Origin of the sequence: Streptomyces sp. NPDC058671 (assembly GCF_042716475.1) — a bacterium.
Taxonomy (GTDB): Bacteria; Actinomycetota; Actinomycetes; order Streptomycetales; family Streptomycetaceae; genus Streptomyces.
Genome location: NZ_JBHXSA010000004.1, coordinates 238,215 through 259,106, shown reverse-complemented (window position 1 = coordinate 259,106; position 20,892 = coordinate 238,215). Strand labels below are relative to the sequence as shown.

Annotated in this window: 16 protein-coding genes and 1 tRNA gene; 8 read left to right on the top strand and 9 right to left on the bottom strand. The window is 74.3% G+C overall.

What is annotated here, in order from left to right; translation table 11 throughout:
* Positions 1 to 194: 194 nt before the first annotated feature.
* The 7 genes from ACFWV2_RS07520 to ACFWV2_RS07490 all read right to left on the bottom strand — a co-directional run bounded on the left by ACFWV2_RS07520 (position 195) and on the right by ACFWV2_RS07490 (position 10,708).
* Positions 195 to 3,083 (bottom strand): LuxR C-terminal-related transcriptional regulator, encoded by a 2,889-nt coding sequence (locus ACFWV2_RS07520; RefSeq protein WP_384403102.1) that lies wholly within the window; start codon positions 3,081 to 3,083, stop codon positions 195 to 197.
* Between the two features lie 228 nt (positions 3,084 to 3,311).
* Entirely contained in the window at positions 3,312 to 5,117 is a 1,806-nt protein-coding gene (locus ACFWV2_RS07515) for a S8 family serine peptidase (protein ID WP_384403100.1), read from the bottom strand.
* Between the two features lie 512 nt (positions 5,118 to 5,629).
* Entirely contained in the window at positions 5,630 to 6,496 is an 867-nt protein-coding gene (locus ACFWV2_RS07510) for a GNAT family N-acetyltransferase (protein WP_384403097.1), read from the bottom strand.
* 202 nt (positions 6,497 to 6,698) lie between these two features.
* Positions 6,699 to 7,598 (bottom strand): hypothetical protein, encoded by a 900-nt coding sequence (locus tag ACFWV2_RS07505; RefSeq protein ID WP_384403094.1) that lies wholly within the window; start codon positions 7,596 to 7,598, stop codon positions 6,699 to 6,701.
* Positions 7,595 to 8,602, bottom strand: a complete 1,008-nt coding sequence (locus ACFWV2_RS07500; RefSeq protein WP_384403091.1) for an SPFH domain-containing protein — start codon at positions 8,600 to 8,602, stop codon at positions 7,595 to 7,597. Before ACFWV2_RS07500 ends, ACFWV2_RS07505 begins: the two co-directional genes overlap by 4 nt.
* 103 nt (positions 8,603 to 8,705) lie before the next feature.
* Entirely contained in the window at positions 8,706 to 9,860 is a 1,155-nt protein-coding gene (locus tag ACFWV2_RS07495) for a DMT family transporter (RefSeq protein WP_384403088.1), read from the bottom strand.
* Entirely contained in the window at positions 9,857 to 10,708 is an 852-nt protein-coding gene (locus ACFWV2_RS07490; protein WP_384403292.1) for a phosphatase PAP2 family protein, read from the bottom strand. The genes ACFWV2_RS07495 and ACFWV2_RS07490 overlap by 4 nt, the downstream gene beginning before the upstream one ends.
* A gap of 199 nt (positions 10,709 to 10,907) precedes the next feature.
* Here ACFWV2_RS07490 and ACFWV2_RS07485 point away from each other — a divergent pair, with 199 nt between their 5' ends.
* Together ACFWV2_RS07485 and ACFWV2_RS07480 are read left to right on the top strand one after the other, a co-directional pair.
* Positions 10,908 to 11,510, top strand: a complete 603-nt coding sequence (locus tag ACFWV2_RS07485) for a TetR/AcrR family transcriptional regulator (RefSeq protein WP_384403086.1) — start codon at positions 10,908 to 10,910, stop codon at positions 11,508 to 11,510.
* 77 nt (positions 11,511 to 11,587) lie between these two features.
* Complete coding sequence (locus ACFWV2_RS07480; protein ID WP_384403083.1) at positions 11,588 to 11,962, top strand: DUF488 domain-containing protein; 375 nt, start codon at positions 11,588 to 11,590, stop codon at positions 11,960 to 11,962.
* A 6-nt stretch (positions 11,963 to 11,968) separates the two neighbouring features.
* On the opposite strand, the gene ACFWV2_RS07475 is transcribed toward ACFWV2_RS07480, so the two are convergent.
* Entirely contained in the window at positions 11,969 to 12,517 is a 549-nt protein-coding gene (locus ACFWV2_RS07475; protein ID WP_384403080.1) for a DUF309 domain-containing protein, read from the bottom strand.
* Positions 12,518 to 12,738: 221 nt separating this feature from the next.
* On the opposite strand from ACFWV2_RS07475, the gene ACFWV2_RS07470 reads away from it, so the two are divergent.
* The 6 genes from ACFWV2_RS07470 to ACFWV2_RS07445 all read left to right on the top strand — a co-directional run bounded on the left by ACFWV2_RS07470 (position 12,739) and on the right by ACFWV2_RS07445 (position 20,147).
* Positions 12,739 to 15,411, top strand: a complete 2,673-nt coding sequence (locus ACFWV2_RS07470; RefSeq protein ID WP_384403289.1) for an AAA family ATPase — start codon at positions 12,739 to 12,741, stop codon at positions 15,409 to 15,411.
* Between the two features lie 53 nt (positions 15,412 to 15,464).
* Positions 15,465 to 15,541 (top strand) — tRNA-Pro (locus ACFWV2_RS07465).
* Between the two features lie 343 nt (positions 15,542 to 15,884).
* Positions 15,885 to 16,640, top strand: a complete 756-nt coding sequence (locus ACFWV2_RS07460; RefSeq protein WP_384403286.1) for a (5-formylfuran-3-yl)methyl phosphate synthase — start codon at positions 15,885 to 15,887, stop codon at positions 16,638 to 16,640.
* 8 nt (positions 16,641 to 16,648) lie between these two features.
* Positions 16,649 to 18,052: an aldehyde dehydrogenase family protein gene (locus ACFWV2_RS07455; RefSeq protein ID WP_384403077.1), complete on the top strand. Its 1,404-nt coding sequence runs from the start codon at positions 16,649 to 16,651 to the stop codon at positions 18,050 to 18,052.
* A gap of 2 nt (positions 18,053 to 18,054) precedes the next feature.
* Positions 18,055 to 19,161, top strand: a complete 1,107-nt coding sequence (locus ACFWV2_RS07450; protein WP_384403074.1) for an NAD(P)-dependent alcohol dehydrogenase — start codon at positions 18,055 to 18,057, stop codon at positions 19,159 to 19,161.
* Between the two features lie 80 nt (positions 19,162 to 19,241).
* Positions 19,242 to 20,147 carry a class I SAM-dependent methyltransferase gene (locus ACFWV2_RS07445; protein WP_384403071.1) on the top strand — a complete coding sequence of 302 codons (906 nt, stop codon included), beginning with the start codon at positions 19,242 to 19,244 and terminating at the stop codon, positions 20,145 to 20,147.
* Between the two features lie 164 nt (positions 20,148 to 20,311).
* On the opposite strand, the gene ACFWV2_RS07440 is transcribed toward ACFWV2_RS07445, so the two are convergent.
* Positions 20,312 to 20,845 (bottom strand): EF-hand domain-containing protein, encoded by a 534-nt coding sequence (locus tag ACFWV2_RS07440; RefSeq protein WP_384403068.1) that lies wholly within the window; start codon positions 20,843 to 20,845, stop codon positions 20,312 to 20,314.
* Positions 20,846 to 20,892: the final 47 nt, after the last annotated feature.

Below are 20,892 nucleotides of genomic sequence, written 5' to 3'. Positions count from 1 at the left end.
TCCGTACGGGGCGGGCCGCGGGGTACGGGCGGGGCCGGTCCCGGCGTACCCGGTCCCGTACGTGGCGGCGGGGGCGCTCTTGCCCGGGCCGGTCCCGTACGTAGCGGCGGCAGCACGTCCGCCGAAGCCGGTCCCGTACGGGGCGGCGGGGCGGACCTCCGCCCGTCGGCCCCCCGCCCCGTGCGGGGCGTCGTTCACGGTCGGAGCGCGGTCGCCAGTTGGGCTCGGGAGCGGACGTCGAGCTTCTGGTAGATCCGGGTGAGCCGCGCCTCGACCGTCTTCACGCTCAGGTACAGCTTCGCGGCCGCCTCCTGGTTGCTTGCTCCCTGGCTCACCAGGCGGGCGAGGCGCAGTTCCGCCTCCGTCAGCGTCGAGAGCGCCGCCGGCGCCTCTTCGCCCCCGGAGCCGCCGCCGGAGGTCTCGCCCGCCGTGCCCGCCGGGGTCTCGCTCGCCAGGGCCAGCCAGGGAGCCGCCCCGGCCCGTTCGAACACCGACGCCGCCGTGTGCAGCGCGCTCTGCGCCGCCGACCTCCGGCGTCTTCGGCGCTCCACCCGGGCGAGCGCGATCAGGGCCCGGCCCCGCTCCAGGGGCAGCCCGGCCCGCCCGAAGGCCTCGGCCGTGCGGGTGAGCAGTTCGACCGCCTCGTCCGTCCGGCCCTCGGCCGCGAGCCACAGGGCGTACGCCCGGTCGCAGCCCAGGAGGACCGTGGAGCGTCCGAGCCGGGCGGCCACCGGCCGTACCTCGTCGAGCACCGCGAGCGCCTCGTCGCCGGAGTCCTGGGCGAGCAGCGCCTCGGCGAGCTCCTCGTGCCAGCGCAGCATGGAGGGGTCCACGGTCGACTGGGCGCGCTCGTCGGCCTGGACGCGCCGCAGTGTCTCCAGGGCGGCGGCGACGTCCCCGTTGATCAGCTGGACCCGGCCGAGCGCGTACCGGCTGCGGGAGAGGAAGACCCGGTCGCCCTCCTCCTCCGAGGCCTGGATGCTGCGCCGGGCGTAGCTCGCCGCCCGGGCGAAGCTGCCGCCGGCCGTCTCGGCGAGCGCGAGGGTGTACCAGGCGGGTCCGGGGGAGAGGCCCGCCTCCAGGGTCAGCGCGAGGGCCTGCCCCGCGTGCGCGAGGGCCGCGGGGCACGCGCCCCTGCGGGACTCGATCGCGGCGAGCGTGGCGAACAGCTCGATGGCGTCCTCCACCGAGCCGCGCCGCTGCACCAGGGGGAGGAGCGCGTTCAGCTCGTCGCGGGCGTCCGTGAGCCGGTCGTCGAAGAGGGCGTGACGAATCGTCAGGATCTGGGCCGCGTTGCGGATCCCGAGCGGGCGCTCGGCCAGCTCCAGGCCACGGGCCTGCGCGAGCACCGCCTCCGCGTCCGGGGACCCCAGGGCCCGTTCCATCCGGGCCTGTACGGTCAGGGCCTGCGCGGCCGTACGCGGATCGCCCATGGAGGCGGCGAGCGCGGCCGATTCGACGGCGGCCGCACGGGAGCGCTGCGGATCGCCGTCCGCCAGGACGTACTTGACGGCCAACCTGAGCTGGACGGCCGCCCGCAGCGCGGTGTCCCCCTCGGAGTCCTCCATGGCGTGGACGTACATCTCGTCGAGACCGGTCAGACCCTGGCCCGCCGTGTCGAGTACGGCGAGCCGCGCCCTGACCCGGTCGGAGGGAGCCGCGTCGCGGGCGAGCAGATCGGTGGCGGCCCGCATCGCGAGGTCGGCGCGGGCGGCGCGGGCGGCCTCCTCGGCGGCGTCGACGAGCCGCGCGATCCGCCGTGTGCCGTGCCGGCCGGGCGTCGACTCGGCGGCGAGCAGGGCGAGTTCGGCGGCGAGGGCGCTGTTCCCGCGCCTCCGGGCCAGGTCGGCGGCGGCCGCGACCTCGGCGGCGAGGTCCTCGTCGGGACTGTCGGTGGCGAGCGCCCGGTGGCGTACCGCCTCGACGGTGTCGTCCACGACCTCGGCGAGCGCCGCGTGCCCGGCGCTGCGCTCGGCCCAGCAGGCGTCGTGCACCAGGGTGGAGGGCAGCAGACCGGCGGTGAAGGTGACCGAGCCGTCCTCGGCGAGCGACACGAGTCCGGCCCGTTCGGCCGCCGCGAGGTCCGCCTCGGCGTTGGGCCGCCCGGCCCGCCGTACCAGCGTGGACGAGGGGCGCAGCGCCAGGGCGGCGAGCAGCAGCGTCTCGCGTACGGCGAGGGGTGCGGCGCCCAGGAGCTGGCGGGCGAGGTCGCGGGCCCGCCCGGAGAGCGTCAGCGCCTCCGCGTGGTGCACGGGGGTCCGCGCGTCGGCGAGCGAGCGGCCCACGGCGAGGGCGAGCCGGGGGTTGCCGCCGCTGGCGCGGTGGATGCGGCCGGCCATCCGGGAGGGGAGCCGGTGGTGGATGAGGAGCTCGGCGATCTCGTCGGCCTGGAGCGGGGGGACGAGCAGCACGTCCGCCTCGGACGGCACCCAGAGGTGGGTGGCGTGGGGGTCCTCGGGGCGGTGGGGCTCCTTGGCCTCGCCGTACGGTTCCGGGGTCTCGACGGCTACCACGCGCAGCGCGGGCGGTGCCAGGTGGAAGGCGAACCGCAGCAGGTCCGCGCTGTCCGCGTCGACGTGCTGCACGCCGTCGACGACGAGGAGGACGGGGCCGCGGCCGGTGAGCGTGCGCAGGATCTGGGCGATGCCGAGGCGGAGCGCGATCGGGTCCCAGCCGCCCGCGTCGAGCGGTGCCTCGCGGCAGAGCATGGCGACGGCGGTGCGCTGGGGGCCGGGCAGTTCGTCGAAGACCCAGCAGGCCGCCTCGGGCCGGCTGATGCCGAGGTCCGGCCAGGCCACCGTGGCCGCCACCGAGGCCACGAGCGCGGCGGCGGAGGCGCCCGGTATCTCGCGGTCGGACGGCAGGGTCGCCAGCCACAGCACGGTCTCGCCGCGCGCCTCGGCGCGGCCGGCCTCGGCGAGCGCCAGTTCGGTCTTGCCGACGCCGACGGGTCCGGTGAGCAGGGCGCGGCCCCGGGTGTGCAGGGCGCGTTCCAGCCGGCAGAGGAGTTCCTCGCGGCCCACCGGCGCCAGGGGTGCCCCCGCGCCCGCAGGGCGCACGGCGGCATACGGGGCTGTCGTCACTGTCCACCACCTCCGCCGCTCCGGGCCCCCCGGCCCAAGAGCCCCGTGGGCAGAGAATACGGAGCCATCGGGCGGAGTCCAGGCCCCTTGTCCGGCATACGGACAGGGCACCCCGGCGGAGCGGTGCGGCCGAACGCCAGGACGCGCCCGTGGTGTAGACCACGAGCGCGCCGCTGACCAGCAGTGATGCTGTTGTGGGGGGTGGGTCTGTGAGGGAGCGGTGGTGCCTTAGAAGGTGAGGCTCCACGAGTTGATGTAGCCGGTGTCACCCGAGGCCACATCGCGGACCTGGAGCTTCCAGGTGCCGTTGGCGACCTCGCTCGACGCGTCGACCGTGTACGTGGTCAGGACGTTGTCGGCGCTGTCCGAGGAAGAGGAGGCCTTGAGGTTGCGCACCGTGCCGTCGGGGGCGACCAGGTCGATGACCAGGTCCCCGCGCCAGGTGTGCTTGATGTCCACACCGACCTTGAGGGCGGCGGGGGCGTTGCCGGTGCGGCCGGTGACGGCGATCGAGGACGACACGGTGGTGTTGTCGGCGATCGTGACGTCGGCGTCGTTGGTGAAGACGTTGCCGGCCGGCGGCGGGGTGGTGCCGGTGACGGCGTCGACGGTCTTCGCCGTGTCGGCGATACCGGTGCCGCAGCCGCCGGTGCAGGTGCCGGGCAGCGGGCGGGCGTTGGTCTTGATCGCGGATTCGATCTGGGCCGGGGTGAGGGTGCTCTTGGCCGACTTCAGAAGGGCGGCGAGGCCGGCGATGTGCGGCGCCGCCATCGAGGTGCCCTGGTAGGGCTTGTAGTTCTCGCCCGACTGGGTCGTCGAACCCGAGTTCAGCGTGGAGTGGATGCCGTTCTCGGGGGTGGTGACGGTACCGGGCGTGTCGGTGGCGCGACGGGTCTCGCCGCCGGGAGCGGCCACGTCCACGAGGGTGCCGTAGTTGGAGTAGAACGACCGGTTGCCCTCACGGCTGGTCGACGCCACGGTGATGACGTTCGAGCAGTTCGCGGGCGTGAACCCGGAGGTGTTGGCGTTGCTGTTGCCCGCGGCGACGACGACGGTGGTGCCGCGCGAGACGGCGCCGTTGATCGCGGTCTGGTAGACGCTCGGGCAGGTGGCGCTGGCGCCGCCCAGGCTCAGGTTGATGACCTTCGCCGGGTTCGCGTTGGCCGGGACGCCGGGCACGGTGCCGCCGGAGGCCCAGGTGATGGCGTCGGCGATGTCGGAGGACGAGCCGCCGCACTTGCCGAGCACCCGCACGGGCTGGATCTTCGCGTTGTACGCGATGCCCGCGATGCCCTTGGTGTTGTTGGTGACGGCGCCGATGGTGCCGGCCACGTGGGTGCCGTGCCAGGAGGAGTTGGAGGCCTTGGAGCCGGTGCCGCACTCGTTGTCGGTGGCGTTCCAGTCGCCCTCGTCCTTGGCGTCCGCGTCGCGGCCGTTGCCGTCGCGGGCGTCGGCGGAGGCCGAGATGAAGTCGTAACCGGAGACGACGTTGGCCGCCAGGTCCGAGTGGGCGGCGTAGCCGGTGTCGATGACGGCGACGGTGACGCCGGAGCCGGTCGTCTTGTCCCAGGCTGCAGGAACGTTCATGCCGCCGGTGGGCTCGAAGAGGTCCCATTGCTTGGCGTAGTCGGTGTCGTTCGGCGTGGCCGCCATCGCGTAGGCGCGGATGTCGGGCTCCACGGAGGCGACGGCGGGGTCGGCGCGGAACGCGTCCATGACCTCCGTCAGGTCCTGCTTGGTGGCGCTGTCACCCAGGTCGACCAGGGCGCCGCCGCCGGCGAGGCGACGCTCGAAGGAGAGCTTCTCACCCGTCTTCGCGGCCTTCTCGGCCGTGTCGCTCTTCGCGGCGGTGTTGGAGCCGGCCTCGGCGGCCTGGCTCTTGTAGGTGACGATGACCTTCTCGACCGGGGCGCTGGGGATCGCCCGCATCGTCTGCGAAGCCGGCGCGGGCTTCGGGGTGGCAGCGCCCGGGGCGGCGGCGAACGCCCCGGAGGTGGTGGCAGCGGCGCCGAGGATGGCGGCGCTCGCGACCACGGATATGACTCTCCGCCTGGAACCGTTCAAGGTGTGGCCCTTTCGAGTACGACGTAACTGCGGAGCAGTGGCGGCGGCGCGGGACACACGGGGCGAAGTGGGGTCGCTGTCCGTCGGTCCCTGGGCTTGGGGAGCCCGTGCGCCGCCACCGGCGCGACGGCCCGGGTCAAGGCCGTCCCCGGCGGATGCCACCCTCCTCATGCACCTGTCAGGGTGCGTTCGGAGGATGATATCTGCCGGTGCGGAGGACAGTAGGGAACGGGAGGGTGAACCCGATACGGGGAAAACCCTTGTCACCCCTCAGGGGCCTGCGGGGGGTCGGTGAGGGGGAGGGGCGACGGGCACCGCCCCGCGCGCGTCCCTCTCCTCCGACACCCCGGTTCTCCGACGCCGGGCCGCCCCCGACGACCCTCGCGGTGTGGGGTCGGCTCCGTCGGCCGGGCCGTGTCCCTGATGCCGCTCGTTCGGATCAGGCCGGATCAGGGAGCAGGGTCTGATGCGAACGAAGGGCCCTAGCCGAGTTCGAGCGTCGTGACACCGTAGACACGCTCGCGCGCCACCGGCCGCACCGGGCCCGTGTACATCCTGGCCGTCTCGAACGTCGGCTCCAGCCCCCGCTCCTCGGCGAGCCGCGCCGCCGCCGGGTTGGACTCCGGCATGTCGACCGCGATCCGGACCGCGCCGAAGTCCCGCGCCTCGGCGGCCAACCCGTCGAGCAGGGCGGCCGCGTCGGCGGGCGTGTCGGCGAACAGCGGCCCCACGCGCGCCTCGTCCTGCGCGGGCCGGACCACCCCGTATCCCGTCACCCGCCCGTCGACGACCCGCACCAGCGCGCGGTGGCCGGGTGTGGTCAGCCAGGCCGCGAGGAAACGCGGCCGGTCGGCGTGGTGGCAGCCGCCGTCGTACGCGCCGAGGACGGCCGGATCGACCCGCCACGCGGCCACCACGCCGGGCACGGGGCCGTCGGGGGCGGGGACCTCGCCCACGTACCGCGCCGTGCGGTACGCCGTGGAGAAGCCCGAGCGGCGGTAGTTGTCCTGCTGCGCCGGCACCCCGTCGAGCCCGACGGACCGGTCGCCCGCGTGGGCGAGGGCCGCCCGCCAGGTGGCGAGACCGTGGCCGAGACCACGGAGTCCGGGACGGACCAGATAGAAGCCGAGGAACGCGTACGCGTCGTCGTAGGTGACGACGGAAATGGCGGATACCGGCTCCCCGTCGATCCGCCCGAGGAAGAAGCCCCCGGGGTCCTGCGCGAAGAACGCCCGCACGTCGGAGAGACCGGGATTCCACCCCTCCTCGGCTGCCCAGGAGCGCACGAGCTCCCAGTCCCGGGCCGAGGCCGGGGAGACGGACAGCGAGCCGGAGGAGACGGAGACCATGGGGATTCCTTCGACGGCCGGGGCGGGCGGGGGCAGGCAGGGGCGGGTGTCCCGCCGCGGTGATCACGCGGACCGGCCGCGGCGCACGGTCGACCCGGAGCACCGGGCGGAAGCGCGGTGAGCTTAGCGTCGCGCGGGGCCGGACCGGTTGACGGGCGATCGATTCCGGCCTCGGGCCCGGAAGGGGCATTCCCGGCATTCCTCAGTGGACGAGACGCAGCCGCGGACCGGCCACCGAGAGACGGACGGTCTGGCCCCACGTCAGATCGAGGGCGTCCGACTCGACCCCGTCGCCGAACGCGACGAGGCGGTCCGACTCGACCGTGAGGCGCAGACCCTGACCCGGATCGAGGAGCCCCTCCACCCGGCTCGTCCCGGTCGTCGGCGACGGCCAGGCCTCGCGGACGAACCAGGCGAGCCGGGCGTCCACCGGCGACGGCAGCGCGAGCGCGCTGGAGCGCTGCTCCCACAGCGACCGCAGCCACCCCGTGGCCCCCGTGCCGGTACCGACCAGCACCCCCGACGAGGCCTGCGGTTCGGGCGGCACCGCCGTCGCGTCCAGGTCGAGGGTGTAGCGCGCCGTCTGGTGGCCGCGGGGGCCGACGTAGATCTCGTTCAGGGCGAGCAGTCGCTGGGCGTCGTCGGTGACGGCCTCCACCATCGTCAGCTCGTCGACCGTCGCCCCGGCACCCACCGCGTACGGCAGCAGCCGCCGCGCCCGGTCCGCGCGGTGGCGGACCAGGACGCCGGCGTTGCGCCCGGGGTCGGCGTCGATCCCGATGACCGGCTGCCCGTCCAGGTACTTCGCCGCGTTGGCCACCAGGCCGTCCTGTCCGACCACCACGACCACGTCCTCCGGACCGAACAGGAACCGGTCCAGGTCGGCCCGCTCCACCCGGGTCTGCCGCCACGTCAGCGGCACCGCGCCCGCCACCTCGGCGAGCGCCCGGTGGCTGCGCTCGTGCCGCTCGCGCACCGGGTCGACCGAACGGCCGCGCGCGGCGAGGAAGAACGCGGCCTGGCCGTGCGTACCGTGCCGGGCGAGCAGCTCCTCGTACTCCGTGGTCCGGTGCACGAGCACCGCGCGCGGCGCCAGGCTCACGGCCGCGCCCCGCCCTCGCCCAGCTTGGCGAGCAGTCCCGTCAGGACGTCGGGCGAGAGCGTCAGGTGCTCGATCCGGGGCAGGTTCTCGGCCGCGTGCGTCACGGCGAGCGCGTGCAGAGTGGCGGCGTCGACCTCGGTGTGCGCCCGCAGCCACGCGGACTGCGCACCGGCGCGCGCCACCCCGACCTCGCGTGCCGCCTCGGCCTCGGCGCGGGCGAGACGGACCTTCCGTACGGCTTCGGCCTCGGCGCGTACCGCGTCGGCGGCGGCGTTCTCCTCGGCCTCGCGACGTGCGTTGGTGCCGCGCTGCTCGACGAGCCGCTCCTCCTGCCGGGCCAGCTCGATCTTGCTGGCGAGCTCGTTCTCCGCGATGGCGCGCTCGCGCTCCACGGCGACGGCTCGTCGCTCGTACGTGGCCCGGTCGGCCTCCTGCTGGATCTGCTCCCGGGCGGGCGTCCGCAGGGCGCGCTCGACCTCGGGCTCGGGGCGGATGGCCACCACCCGGACGGCGACGACCTCGATGCCGGTGGACGGGAGACGGGGCTCGGCCGCCAGTCCGGCCGTCACGCGGTCCCGCACCGCCGCCACCCCGTCCATGAGCGCCTCGGCGAGGGCGGTACGGGCCAGGACGTCGAGGGCGTGCTGCTGGGCGGTCTCGGTGAGGAGGGTGGCGATCTGCTCCAGCGGGGCGCCGCGCCACGCGCCGGTGTCGGGGTCGATGGAGAAGTCGAGCCGGGTGGCCGCGGCCGCCGGGTCGCCGATCCGGTAGGTGACGGTGGACTGGACGCTCACGTCCTGGAAGTCGGCGGTACGGGCGTGGAAGGCCATCGCCAGTTCGCGGTCGTTCACCGGCACCTCGGAGAGGGCGGCGGTGAGCGGCCGGAACCAGAAGCTCAGCCCCTCGCCGTCGTGCACGAGCCGGCCGCGGTGCTGGTGGCGGATGTGCGCGGTGGGCGCGGAGCGCAGGTGGCGCCAGCCGGCGCGGCGGGTGATGTCTGCCATGAGAGGAACCCCCTTGTCGTCAAACTGACGATAGGGGGTGATCTCGCTTGTCGTCAAGGTGACGAATTGGGGGGGGTGCTCGCCCCGCCGGGAACGAGCGCTCTCAGCCTCCGACCGTCACGGGCAGCGGCTCGGTCCGGGGCGGCGCCGGGCGGGGGGACGGCTCGGCGCGGGCCGAACCGGGGGAGAGCGCCGGATGCGCCCGGGCCACGGCCACGGCCGCGGCCACGGCCGCTTCCGCGTCGGGCCCCCCGAGGGAGCGCGGCGGTACCGTTCGGGTCCGCCGACCCTCACGCGCGCGCGTGGCGCCGGGCTCCGGGGCGGGCTCGGCTGTGGGGTCGTCCGCCTGTCCTCGCTCCGGTCCAGCGATCCGTCCACCCTCCGGGCCGTCCTTCGTCAGGAGGACCACGCCCCGGGCCGCGACCAGGGAGGCGGCGGCCGCCACGAGCCAGCCCCAGGCGCCCGCCCGGAACGTCTCGCCGAGCAGGGCCACCCCGATCACGGCGGCGGCCGCCGGATTGGAGAGGTTGACCACGGCGAGCGGGGCGGCGAGTCCACCCCGGTAGGCGGCCTGCGAGAGCAGGAGTCCCCCCGTGGCGAAGCCCGATACGAGGAGCGCGAGGAGGGCGGTCTGCCACCACGCGGGGGCGCCCCCCGGCAGTCGGTGTGCGAACGCGGCCGTCAGGGTCTGGGTGAGCGCGGACGCGACCCCGGAGGCGATGCCGGAGGCGGTGGCGTGCCCGAGCCCGCTGCGGCCCCGGGTATCCGACCGGCCCTCGCGACCGTGCGACCGGCCGGAGGCGAGCGCGGCGATCAGGAGCACGGTCGCCCCGGCGACGGCCAGGGACTCGCGCAGGCTGAGTGCCTCGCCGGGAGCCGCAGGACCGGTCATGGCGACCAGACCGACGAGCCCGGCCAGGGTCCACAGCGCTCCCCGCCATTCGGTACGGGTCACCCGGCGCCGTGCGTGGTACGCGCCCAGCGGTAGCGCCGCCACCAGCGTCAGCGCCCCGAGCGGCTGGACCAGGGTCAGCGGCCCGTAGTGCAGGGCGGCGACGTGGGCGAGGGCTCCGGCGGCGTTGAGGCCGACCGCGGACCACCACGGTCCGTGGGCGAGCAGCGAGCGCAGCGCCCCCGGCCCGTCCTGGGCGGGGGAGGCGGCGGCGAGCCGGGACTGGGCGACGGCGGCGAGCGCGTATCCGGCGGCGGAGACGAGGGAGAGCAGAACCGCGATGACGGTGCCGACGGCGGCGTTCAACGGAAGGCTCCTGCCGGGAGAGAAGCCGCCCCGGGCGCGTGCGGCACGGGTGCCGGCGGGGACGCCGTCCGGCGGCCGGGGGCGCGTACGACCAGCAGCGCCGCGCCGAGGAGCGCGGCGGCGGCGAGCGCGTCGGCCCAGTAGTGGTTGGCGGTGCCGACGATGACGAGCAGGGTGACCAGCGGGTGGAGCAGCCACAGGAACCGGAGGCGGGACCGGGTGGCGGCGATGAGCCCGATCGCGACCATGAGCGCCCAGCCGAAGTGCAGCGACGGCATGGCCGCGAACTGGTTCGCCATCGAGTCCGTCTCCGGCGTCGCGCCGTACACCGAGGGTCCGTAGATCCGGGCGGTGTCGACGAGTCCGCCGACCGCGAGCATCCGGGGCGGGGCGAGCGGCATCAGCAGGTGCAGCGCGAGGGCGGCGGCGGTGACGAGCGCGAGGACGCGGCGCGACCACACGTAGTGGGCGGGGCGGCGCACGTAGAGCCAGACGAGGAAGGCGAGGGTGGCGGGGAAGTGGACGGCCGCGTAGTACGTGTTGGCCGCCCGGATCAGTGGTTCGCCGTGCAGGAGCAACTGCTGGATCGTTCCCTCGCCGGGGAGGTGGAGCGCGCGCTCGGCGTCCCAGACGCGGTCGGCGTTCCGGAAGGCGCGGGTCTCGTGGCCGTTGGCGAAGAGGCGGCCGAACTTGTAGACGAGGAAGAGCGCGGTCACGAGGGCGAGCTCGCGCAGCAGGGGCGGTCTGGCGGACTCGCCGGAGCGCTCTCCGCCCGCTTCCGCCGCCGGTGCGGGGCTGCCGTCGCCGCGTCCGCCGCCGTGCCCGGAGGGGCCCGGGGTAGGCGTCAGCCCCGTTCCGGCAGGACGTGGTCCTCGTATCCCGCGTATCCCGGCAGCCATCGCGCGGCCCTCAAATCCGTCCCATCGGCAACAAACGGAGTGAGCCTAGATCCGATTTCATCGAGACGCAAGCGTCTCGATACGTTTGCGTCTCGATTGTGCACCCCCTACTCTCGTATGTGCACGACCAGGTGTCCGGGAGGGACCGATGTCCACAGAGGCCGCGACCGCCGCAGCCCGCCGCAGCAAGATCACGCCGGAGCGCGAGACGGAGCTGTACGACGCCGTGCTCTGCCTCCTGCGCGAAGGCGGCTACGACTCCGTCACCATGGAGGGCGTCGCGGCCCGCACCAAGTGCGGCAAGGCCACGCTCTACCGTCAGTGGGGCACCAAACCGCAGCTCGTCACCGCCGCGCTCGCCCAGCGCCGGTGCACCGTCTTCGCCGGCATCGACACCGGCACCCTGGCCGGGGACCTGCGGGAGGCGGCCCGTATCGCCGCGTCCCACCGCGAACGCGACGCCGAACTCATGGAGGCCGTCGCCCAGGCCTTCATCCAGCACCCCGACCTGCGCGCCGCGCTCCGCGAGACCGTCATCGCCCCGGAGGTCGCGGCCATCGACGCCGTGGTGGCGCGGGCGGTCGAGCGGGGCGAGGTCGACGCCGACAACCCCGCGATCGGATTCGTCGCGCCCTGCTTCCTGGGCATGCTCCGCGTCGAGCGCCTCTTCGAAGAACGCTTCACCGACGCGTCGACCATGCGCGGCTTCGTCGACGCCGTCCTCCTCCCGGCCCTGCGCACCGGAGCCTGACACCAGGGACACTCAATGTCCCCCCGGTCGGCCCCCACCGCCACGACACCGCCCGCCCCGTCCGGCACGCTGGGACCATGCCCGCGCACCGCCATGACGTCCGTGTCCGCCGGGTCTACGAGGCCCCGTCGCCCGACGACGGCGTGCGGGTGCTCGTCGACCGGCTCTGGCCGCGCGGCCTCGGCAAGACCGACGCCCGCATCGACGAGTGGCCCAAAGCCCTCACCCCGTCGACCGAACTCCGCCACTGGTACCACGGGCCTGACGGCGAGTACGAGGAGTTCCGCCGCCGTTACGAGGCCGAACTCGCCGCGCCCGAGGCCGCCGCCGCCCTCGACCGGCTGCGGGACCTCGCGAACGGGCAGACCGTCACCCTGCTGACCGCCGCCAGGGACCCGGCCGCCGCCCACACCGCGGTGCTGCGGAGCGCCCTCGACCCGGCCCGGACGTAACCGCCCTCAGGACGCCCCCCGGCACAACCGGGGCGCCTCGCCGACGGCGTCGAGCACCGCACCATCCGTTCCCTCCGACACCGCCTCCGCACGGTCGGCCAACTCCCGCGCCCAGGACACCAGCCCGCCGACATCGATGCCGTACGCCCCGGCGGCCGACCCGCTCCCGGCCGACGCGCTCCCGACCGTCCCGCCCGCGAGGCGGTCGGCGCCACGGCGCAGCAGCCGCGCCCCGCCCGCGATGTTGCCCCGGGCGGCATGCGTCAGACCCACCGCGAGCTGCGCGAGGCCCTGCCACAGCTCCCGCTCCGACTCCGGGCCGGACTTCCAGGCGTCCTCGAAGACCTCGTGCGCGTGGAAGGGCATTCCGGCGTCCAACAGCCGCTGCGCCTCCCGCAGGGTCTCGGCCGGCCCGCGCACCACACCCTCCGGCTGCCGGGGCACACCCTCCTCCCCGTACGGCAGGGGCCGGCCGAGACCGTCCCGGGGACGCGCGCTGCGGGCCCGCCCCTCGTCATCACGGTCTCTCCCACGGTCACTCGCTGTCCGCTTCACCCGTCCATTGTCACCCTTCCGACGATCAGGACCGCTAGGCTCAACGATCCAGTGGGTCACTGGTCCGCGTGGGTCACGCGGGTCACATCAAGGCAGTTGCTCGTGTGGGGAGTGAGTCACCGGTGCCGTCGGAACCCGAACAGTCGCCGCCCGTCAGGCCCTTCGAGACCCCCGCAGGTCCCGGCCGCGCGGCAGCGTCCGTCGCCGCACGGAACGAAGGGCTGCTCGAACGCGGCCCCGAGCTCGCCGCCGCCGTCCACGCCGTCGACGAACTCGTCGCCGCGGCCACGGCGGGCGGACCCGTGCGCGGCGGCATCCTCGTCTACCGCGGCGAGCCGGGAATCGGCAAGACGGCGCTCCTGGCCGAGATACGCCGCACCGCCCAGGACCGGTGCACCGTCCTGACCGCCCGAGGCGGCGAGACCCTCACCTCGGTCCCCTTCCACCTCGCCCGACAGCTCCTCCAGCCCGCCCTCGACGGCTTCGGCGCCGAGGAGGTCCGCGACCTCTTCGGGGGCCACTTCGACCTCCTCGCGCCCGCGCTCGGTCTCGCGCCGCCGCCCTCGGCGGCGCCCGCCGACCCCCAGGGCGTACGGGACGGACTCGCCAGGCTCCTGGACCGGCTCGCGGAGCGGCTGCGGGACCGGCCGCTGGTGCTGCTCGTGGACGACGCGCAGTGGGCCGACGCCGAATCCCTCGACTGGCTCGACACCTTCACACGGATCCCGAGGGAAGGCCGGCTGCCCGCCCTCGTCGTCCTCGCCCACCGCCACCTGCCGACGGAACCGAACGGCGCCGGGGTGCCCGCCACCCTCGCCGGCATCGGCGACCGCGCCGTCCTGACCCTGGGTCTGCACGCCCTCACGCCCGCCGCCACCGCCGCACTCGCCCGTGACGTGCTCGGCGGGCACGCGGACGAACCGTTCTGCCACGAACTGTGGACCGTGACCTCCGGCAACCCGTACGAGACGGTCGAACTCCTCGCCAAGGTCCGCGACCGGATGCTGGAACCCGTCGCCGGATCGGCCGCGCTCCTCCGCGACCTCGGCGCGGCCGCGCGCGGCGGAGGCCTCGTCTCCCGCCTGGAAGCGCTCGGCCTCGGACCCACCCGCCTCGCCTGGGCCATCGCCGTCCTCGACTCCGACAGCACACCGAAGCTCCTCGCGGAACTCACGGGCATGCCCCCGACCGAGGTCGCCGCACACACCGACCGGCTCCGCCACGCCCGGATCGTGCAGACCAGGCAGGCGGTGCCGCCCTCCTCCACCGACCGGCTGGAGTTCGCGCACCCGCTCATCGCGACCGCCGTCTACGGATCCATGCCGCCCGCCTTCCGGACCGCCCTGCACGGGCGCGCCGCCTGGGCGCTCACCGCGGCGGGCCTCGGCCCCGCCGCCGTCTCGCGCCACCTCCTCGAAGTCCACCCGGACGACGACGAGGACGTCGTCCGCCAACTGCGGGCCGCCGCAGTCGAGCACCTCGCCGTCGGAGCCCCCGAGGCCGCCCGCCGCTGTCTGGGACGGGCCCTCGCGGAGCCGCCGCGCCCGGAGACGTACGCCAGGGTCCTCTACGAACTCGGCTGCGCGTCCCTGCTCACCGCACCCGGCGCCACCGTCCGCCACCTGCGGTCCGCGCTCGAACTGCCCGGCCTCGACGACGCCCTGCGCATCGACGCGACCCACCGGCTCGCCCAGGCCCTCGCCCACGACAACCAGCTCCAGGAGGCGGCCAGGACCGCCGGCGCGGCGGCGACCCGGACCTCGCCCGGCACCGGCCGCCGACGCCTCCAGGCCGCGCACTTCATGTTCGAGGGCTTCCAGGCCGCCGAGGAGGACGGCCAGGGCCGCTCCCGCCGTCTCGCCGAACTCACCGAGCACTTCACCTGCGCCGACAACTCCGAACGTGCCCTCGTCGCCGTACGGGCCTTCGACGGGATGATGCGGGGCGAACCCGCCGACGAGATCGTACGGCCCTGCGACCGCACCCTCGTCGACGGCGCACCCGCCCGGGGACTCGGCTGGACCGACACCACCTGGGGCTTCGAGATCCCGGCGCTCACGGGCATCGCGTACGCCTTCTCCGACCGTCCCGACCGGGCCGAGGCACTGTTCGGCGAAGCCGTCCGCGCCTTCGAGATCTCCGGCTGGAGCGGCGCCCACCTCGCCTTCGCCCACACCCTCCTCGGCCTGGTCCACCGACGGCGCGGCGACCTGCCCCGGGCGCAGCACCACCTGGAGGAAGGGCTCCGGCTCGCCGACCGGGTCGGCACCGGACTCCCCGTCCACTGGGACACCGCCTGCCTCCTCATCGACACCCTGGTCGCCCGGGGCCGTACCGCCGAGGCACGGAGCGTCGCCGACCGCTACGCCTTCGGCCCGCCCTGGCCGGGCGCGATCGTCCTGCCCGACGGCCCCAGCGTCCTCGGCCGGCTGCTGCTCGCCGAGGGCCGGCACGAGGAGGCGGTGGCCACGCTCGAAGCGGCGGCGGAGTCCCTGGCCGGCCGCGGCAGGCACCACGGCCTCTGGGCACCCTGGCCCTTCGACCTGGCCCGCGCCCTCGCCGCCACGGACCCGGACCGCGCCGCCCGCATCGCCACCGAGGCCCACGCCCACGCCGAACGCCTCGGCACCCCGACCGTCCTGGGCGAAGCCCTCCGCTGCCTGGCCCTGTTCGCCGAGCCCGAGGAGTCCCGCCGCCTCCTGACCCGGGCCGTCGAACACCTGGCGGCGTCCCCCTCCCGCTACGAGGACGCCCGAGCCCGACTGGACCTCGCCCGCGCCACGGGCTCCGCCACCACCCTCGCCGAGGCGAAGGCCCTGGCGGCCGCCTGCGGCGCCGACCCCGCCGCCACGGACCCGGTGACAGCCCGTGCGTCATCCCGCCCTCCGGAGTGAGGTAGTGTTTTCCCTGCACGCCGACGCGGGGGAAACCCGGCGGAGACGCGCACCGGGACGTGGCGCAGCTTGGTAGCGCACTTGACTGGGGGTCAAGGGGTCGCAGGTTCAAATCCTGTCGTCCCGACCAGCGTTTACGCAGGTCGGAAGCCGTTCTCTCACACATGGGAGGACGGCTTTTCCCATGCCCGGAACGCTGGTGGTCGCCGGCTGGGAACCAGAGAGCGGCGCCGGTGGAAGCCCTGGCCTTCCTGGGGCGCCAGGAACCGGCCCCCCGGGTCGCCGCGCCCGCAGCGTCCCGGTTCTCCCCGGTATGCACGGCGCATCCCACGTGAGCGTGAGCGCCCTCATGAATACTCTGCGCGCCCTACCGGTGACCGCAGGTGGTGGAAATGATGAGCACCGCACATGAACCAGATGATCCGCACCCCCTGTCCCTCGGCCAGGTGGACATGCGACAGAAGGAGTTCACGGTGTTGCTTCTCATCTCCCCGGACAGCGTCGAGGAAGCCCTCGACTGTGCCAAGGCGGCGGAGCACCTCGACATCGTCGACGTCAAGAAGCCCGATGAGGGCTCGCTCGGCGCCAACTTCCCCTGGGTCATCAGGGAGATCCGCGACGCGGTACCGGCGGACAAGCCCGTGTCCGCCACCGTGGGTGATGTCCCGTACAAGCCCGGCACGGTGGCGCAGGCCGCACTCGGCGCCGTCGTCTCCGGCGCCACGTACATCAAGGTCGGCCTCTACGGATGCACGACGCCGGACCAGGGCATCGAGGTCATGCGCGCGGTCGTCCGAGCGGTGAAGGACCACCGCCCCGACGCGCTCGTCGTCGCCTCCGGCTACGCCGACGCCCACCGCATCGGCTGCGTCAACCCGCTCGCCGTGCCCGACATCGCCGCCCGCTCCGGCGCCGACGCGGCCATGCTCGACACCGCGATCAAGGACGGGACGCGGCTGTTCGACCACGTTCCTCCGGAGGTCTGCGCCGAGTTCGTACGGCTGGCCCACGCCTCCGGTCTGCTCGCGGCCCTGGCGGGCAGTGTCACGGGGGCCGACCTCGGTCCGCTGACCCGCATGGGCACGGACATCGTGGGCGTGCGGGGAGCGGTCTGCGAGGGCGGCGACCGCAACGCCGGACGGATCCAGCCGCATCTGGTGGCCGCCTTCCGGGCGGAGATGGACCGGCAGGCCCGGGAGCACGCCGTCGGCGTCCCCACCGCGAACTGACCGCCGGCATGCCGACGCCCGAGGCCGGCCGCGACCCCGGAGGCCGGGCCGTACGCTTCCCCGTCGTCGACCCGGCCACCGGGGAGGCCTTCGACGAGGCCCCCGATCAGCAGCCGGGCGAGTTGGACGACGTACTCGCACGCGCCGAGCGAGCCTGGCACGGCTGGCGCGCCGACCCCGCCGTCCGTACCGCCGCGTTGCGGGCGTCGGCCGACGCCGTGGAGACGGCCGGTGACGACCTGGCCCGGTTGCTCACCCGCGAACAGGGCAAACCCCTGGCCGAGTCGTACGCGGAGGTCGCCCGTACCGCGGCACGGCTGCGCTACTTCGCCGACCTGGCCCCCCGGACCCGCCGGATCGACGACGGCCGGCCCGTACACAGCGAGGTCCGCTGGCGCCCCCTCGGACCCGTCGCCGCGATCGTGCCGTGGAACTTTCCCCTCCAGCTCGCGGCGGCGAAGTTCGCGCCCGCGCTCGCGGCGGGCAACACCATGGTCCTCAAACCGTCGCCGTTCACTCCGCTCGCCACCCGGATGCTCGGCTCCGTCCTCGCCACCGTCCTGCCCGGGGACGTACTGACCGTCGTCACAGGCCGTGAACCCCTCGGTGCCCGCCTCGCGTCCCACCCGGGCATCCGCCACGTCACCTTCACGGGTTCGGTGCCCACCGGGCGGGCCGTCGCCGGAGCCGCGGCGGCCTCGCTCGCCCGGGTCACCCTGGAGCTGGGCGGCAACGACGCCGCCGTCCTGCTGGACGACGTCGACGTGGACCGGATCGCGGACCGGCTGTTCTGGGCCGCGTTCCGCAACTGCGGACAGGTCTGCATGGCGGTCAAACGCGTCTACGTCCCCACCGGACTCCACGCCGAGGTCGTCGAAGCCCTCGCCGAGCGCGCGAAGTCCGTCACCGTCGGGCCCGGCCTCGACCCCGGGACCCGACTCGGACCGCTCAACAACCTCCCGCAGCTCTCCCGGGTCGAACGGGTCACGGAGCATGCCCTGGCGGACGGCGCCCGGGCGGCGACCGGAGGCCACCGGCTGGACGGACCGGGCTACTTCTTCGCCCCCACGATCCTCACCGACGTCCCGCCCGGCAGTCCGGTGGTGACCGAGGAACAGTTCGGACCGGTTCTGCCGGTCCTGCCGTACCGGAGCCTCGACGAAGCCGTCGACGCGGCCAACGGCACCGGCTTCGGCCTCGGCGGCTCCGTATGGGGCACCGATCTCGACCGGGCCGAGGCGGTGGCCGACCGGCTCGAATGCGGCACGGCCTGGATCAACCACCATGCCGAACTGTCCCTCGGTCAGCCCTTCGCCGGCGTCAAGGACAGCGGAGTCGGCGTCGCGGGCGGACCGTGGGGGCTCTACGGCAACCTCCAACCGTTCGTCGTCCACCGCCCGCAGGAGGCGTGACGATGAGGTTCCAGGCGGCCGTGCTCCGCTCGTACGAGGACCCGTTCACGGTCGAGGAGGTGACCCTGCGGACGGAACCCGCCGCCGGCGAGATCCTCGTCGAGATCGCGGGCGCCGGCATGTGCCGGACCGATCTCGCGGTCCGGCACTCCGCCGGCCGCAGCCCGCTACCGGCCGTCCTGGGCCACGAGGGTGCCGGGGTCGTGGTGCGGACGGGCAGCGGCCCCGACGCCGCGATCGACGTGGGTGACCACGTGGTGCTGAGCTTCGACTCCTGCGGACACTGCCGGAACTGCCGCGGCGCGGCCCCCGCCTACTGCGACTCCTTCGCCTCCCTCAACCTCTTCGGAGGACGCGAGGAGGAACCGCCGCGACTCACGGACGCGACCGGGAAAGCACTGGCCCCCCGCTGGTTCGGCCAGTCCTCGTTCGCCGAGTACGCGCTCGTCCCGGCCCGCAACGCCGTCCGGGTCGACCCCGCGCTGCCGCTCGAACTGCTCGGTCCCCTCGGATGCGGCTTCCTCACCGGCGCCGGAGCCGTGCTGAACACCTTCGGAGCGGGCCCCGGCGACACCCTGACGGTCCTCGGAGCCGGCGCCGTGGGCCTGGCCGCGGTGATGGCGGCCACCGCCGCCGGTGTCCTGACCGTGGCCGTCGACCGGCATCCCCGACGACTCGCCCTGGCCGAACGGTTCGGCGCCATCCCGCTGCCGGCCGGAACGACCGGGCTGCCCGAACGGATCCGACGGCTCACCGACGGCGGCGCACAGTACGCCCTGGACACCACGGCCTCGGCCCCGCTCATCAACCACGCGCTCCAGGCACTGCGCCCCACCGGCAGCCTCGGTCTGGTGGCACGCCTCCACACCGCGCTACCGCTCGAACCCGGCACGCTCGACCGAGGCCGCGGCATCCGCCACATCTGCGAAGGGGACGCCGTACCCGGACTGCTGATACCCCGGCTGACCGGGCTCTGGCAGGCCGGCCGCTTCCCCTTCGACCAGCTTATCCGCACCTACCCGCTGGCCGACATCAACGAGGCCGAACGCGACTGCGACGCGGGCCGCGTGGTCAAACCCGTCCTGCTCCCGGAAAGGACAAGCCGATGAACGAGGCACGCGGCACCGCGGAACCGTCCCATCCGACAAGCGGACACCCCGTACTCCCCACTCCCGCCAACGGAGGAAGCATGACCGACGCGGCGCCGCAGCAGACAGACGTGGAAGGCGTGGACGGAGGTGTCGGCCTGACCGCCCTCCTGGTCGCCGCGGCACGGGCGATCGAGACCCACCGCCACGACAGCCTGGCCCAGGACGCCTACGCGGAGCACTTCGTGCGCGCCGCCCCGGCGTGCGCGGACTGGCCGGTACGCATCGAGGACGTCCCGGACGGGGACGCCAACCCGTTGTGGGGACGCTTCGCCCGGTACTTCGGTCTGCGGACCAGGGTCCTCGACGACTTCCTCCTCCGGTCGGTCCGCACGGACGTCCGTCAGGTCGTCCTGCTGGGCGCGGGGTTGGACACCCGCGCCTTCCGGCTGGACTGGCCGTCCGACCTGGTGGTCTTCGAGATCGACAGAGCGGCCGTGCTGGCCTTCAAGCAGCAGGTGCTCACGGACCTGTCGGCCGCCCCGAAGGTGAAGCGCGTACCCGTGCCGGTCGACCTGCGCGCGGACTGGGCCACCGCGCTGACCACCGTCGGCTTCGATCCGGCCGTGCCGAGCGTCTGGCTGGCCGAGGGTCTCCTCTTCTACCTGCCGAGCAGCGCCGAGACGAACCTCATCGACACGGTGGACAGGCTGGCCGGCGGAGGCAGTGCTCTGGCCTTCGAGGCCAAGCTGGAGAAGGACCTGCTGGCGTACCGCGACAGCACGATCTACACGGCGACGCGCGAACAGATCGGCATCGACCTGCTCCACCTCTTCGACACCGGCCCACGGCCCGACTCCGCGGGCGACCTGACGGCCAAGGGCTGGACCACCTCGACGCGCACGCCCTTCGACTTCACCCGTCGACACGGACGCGGCCCCCTCCCCGAGCCGAACGACGCGTTGGAGGGGAACCGGTGGGTGTTCGCGCACAAGCCCCGGCCATGACGTCCGCCGCGCTCACGACGACGCCCGCTCAGGGGTCCGGGATCGCGTACCTGGCCGGGGGCTTCGCGTGGGGCGGGAACGACCGCCCGGCAGCCGAGGAATGGTGAGCGGGGCTCCTTGACGAACGAGGGCCCGCCTCCCCGGACTGCCGCTGACGGGCCGTGTCAGACGGGCTGGGCAGCCACCAGCTGGTCGCCCGGGATCCCGGCCAGGTCCGGCGCGTAGTAGTCCTCGATGCCGGCGGCCCACGTGGCCACGGTGATGCGGTCCTCGGCGTCCGGGCCGAAGGCGTCGAAGAGCGCGTGGATGTTCGCCTTCTCGAAGCCGATCGCCGTCATCAGCGATGCGAAGAGCGGGCGCTCGATCAGGCCGTCCTTGTCGGGGTCACCCAGTGCGGCGAGCGCCTGGGCGAACTCGGTGATCGTGGGACCGAAGCGCTCGGGGTCGAGCACGAACGGACGAAACTCGTCGACCGTGATCACACCGTCGCCGTTGGCGTCCAGTTCAGTGGCCAGCGTCGTCCAGTAGCGACGGAACGCGGCCCGGATCGCGGCCTTGGCGTCGTCGTCCGATGCGACGGCCGCCTCCAGAACACGGCCCGTCATGAGGTCGAAGTCGTCGGAGTCGATGACTCCGTTGCCGTTGGCGTCGAAGAGGGAGAAGACCAGCTCGACCCGCTTGGCGGCCTCAGTTCGCATTTCCGTCACCTGTCTTCAGAGGCCCGTCTATCCCGGGCCTGGCTCCA

Coding starts and splice junctions, on each gene's coding strand:
- ACFWV2_RS07510 (WP_384403097.1), bottom strand. CDS start 6,496: ATGGTCTCCGTCTCCTCCGGCTCGCTGTCCGTCTCCCCGGCCTCGGCC.
- ACFWV2_RS07485 (WP_384403086.1), top strand. CDS start 10,908: ATGTCCACAGAGGCCGCGACCGCCGCAGCCCGCCGCAGCAAGATCACG.
- ACFWV2_RS07450 (WP_384403074.1), top strand. CDS start 18,055: ATGAGGTTCCAGGCGGCCGTGCTCCGCTCGTACGAGGACCCGTTCACG.
- ACFWV2_RS07455 (WP_384403077.1), top strand. CDS start 16,649: ATGCCGACGCCCGAGGCCGGCCGCGACCCCGGAGGCCGGGCCGTACGC.
- ACFWV2_RS07440 (WP_384403068.1), bottom strand. CDS start 20,845: ATGCGAACTGAGGCCGCCAAGCGGGTCGAGCTGGTCTTCTCCCTCTTC.
- ACFWV2_RS07445 (WP_384403071.1), top strand. CDS start 19,242: ATGACCGACGCGGCGCCGCAGCAGACAGACGTGGAAGGCGTGGACGGA.
- ACFWV2_RS07480 (WP_384403083.1), top strand. CDS start 11,588: ATGCCCGCGCACCGCCATGACGTCCGTGTCCGCCGGGTCTACGAGGCC.
- ACFWV2_RS07500 (WP_384403091.1), bottom strand. CDS start 8,602: ATGGCAGACATCACCCGCCGCGCCGGCTGGCGCCACCTGCGCTCCGCG.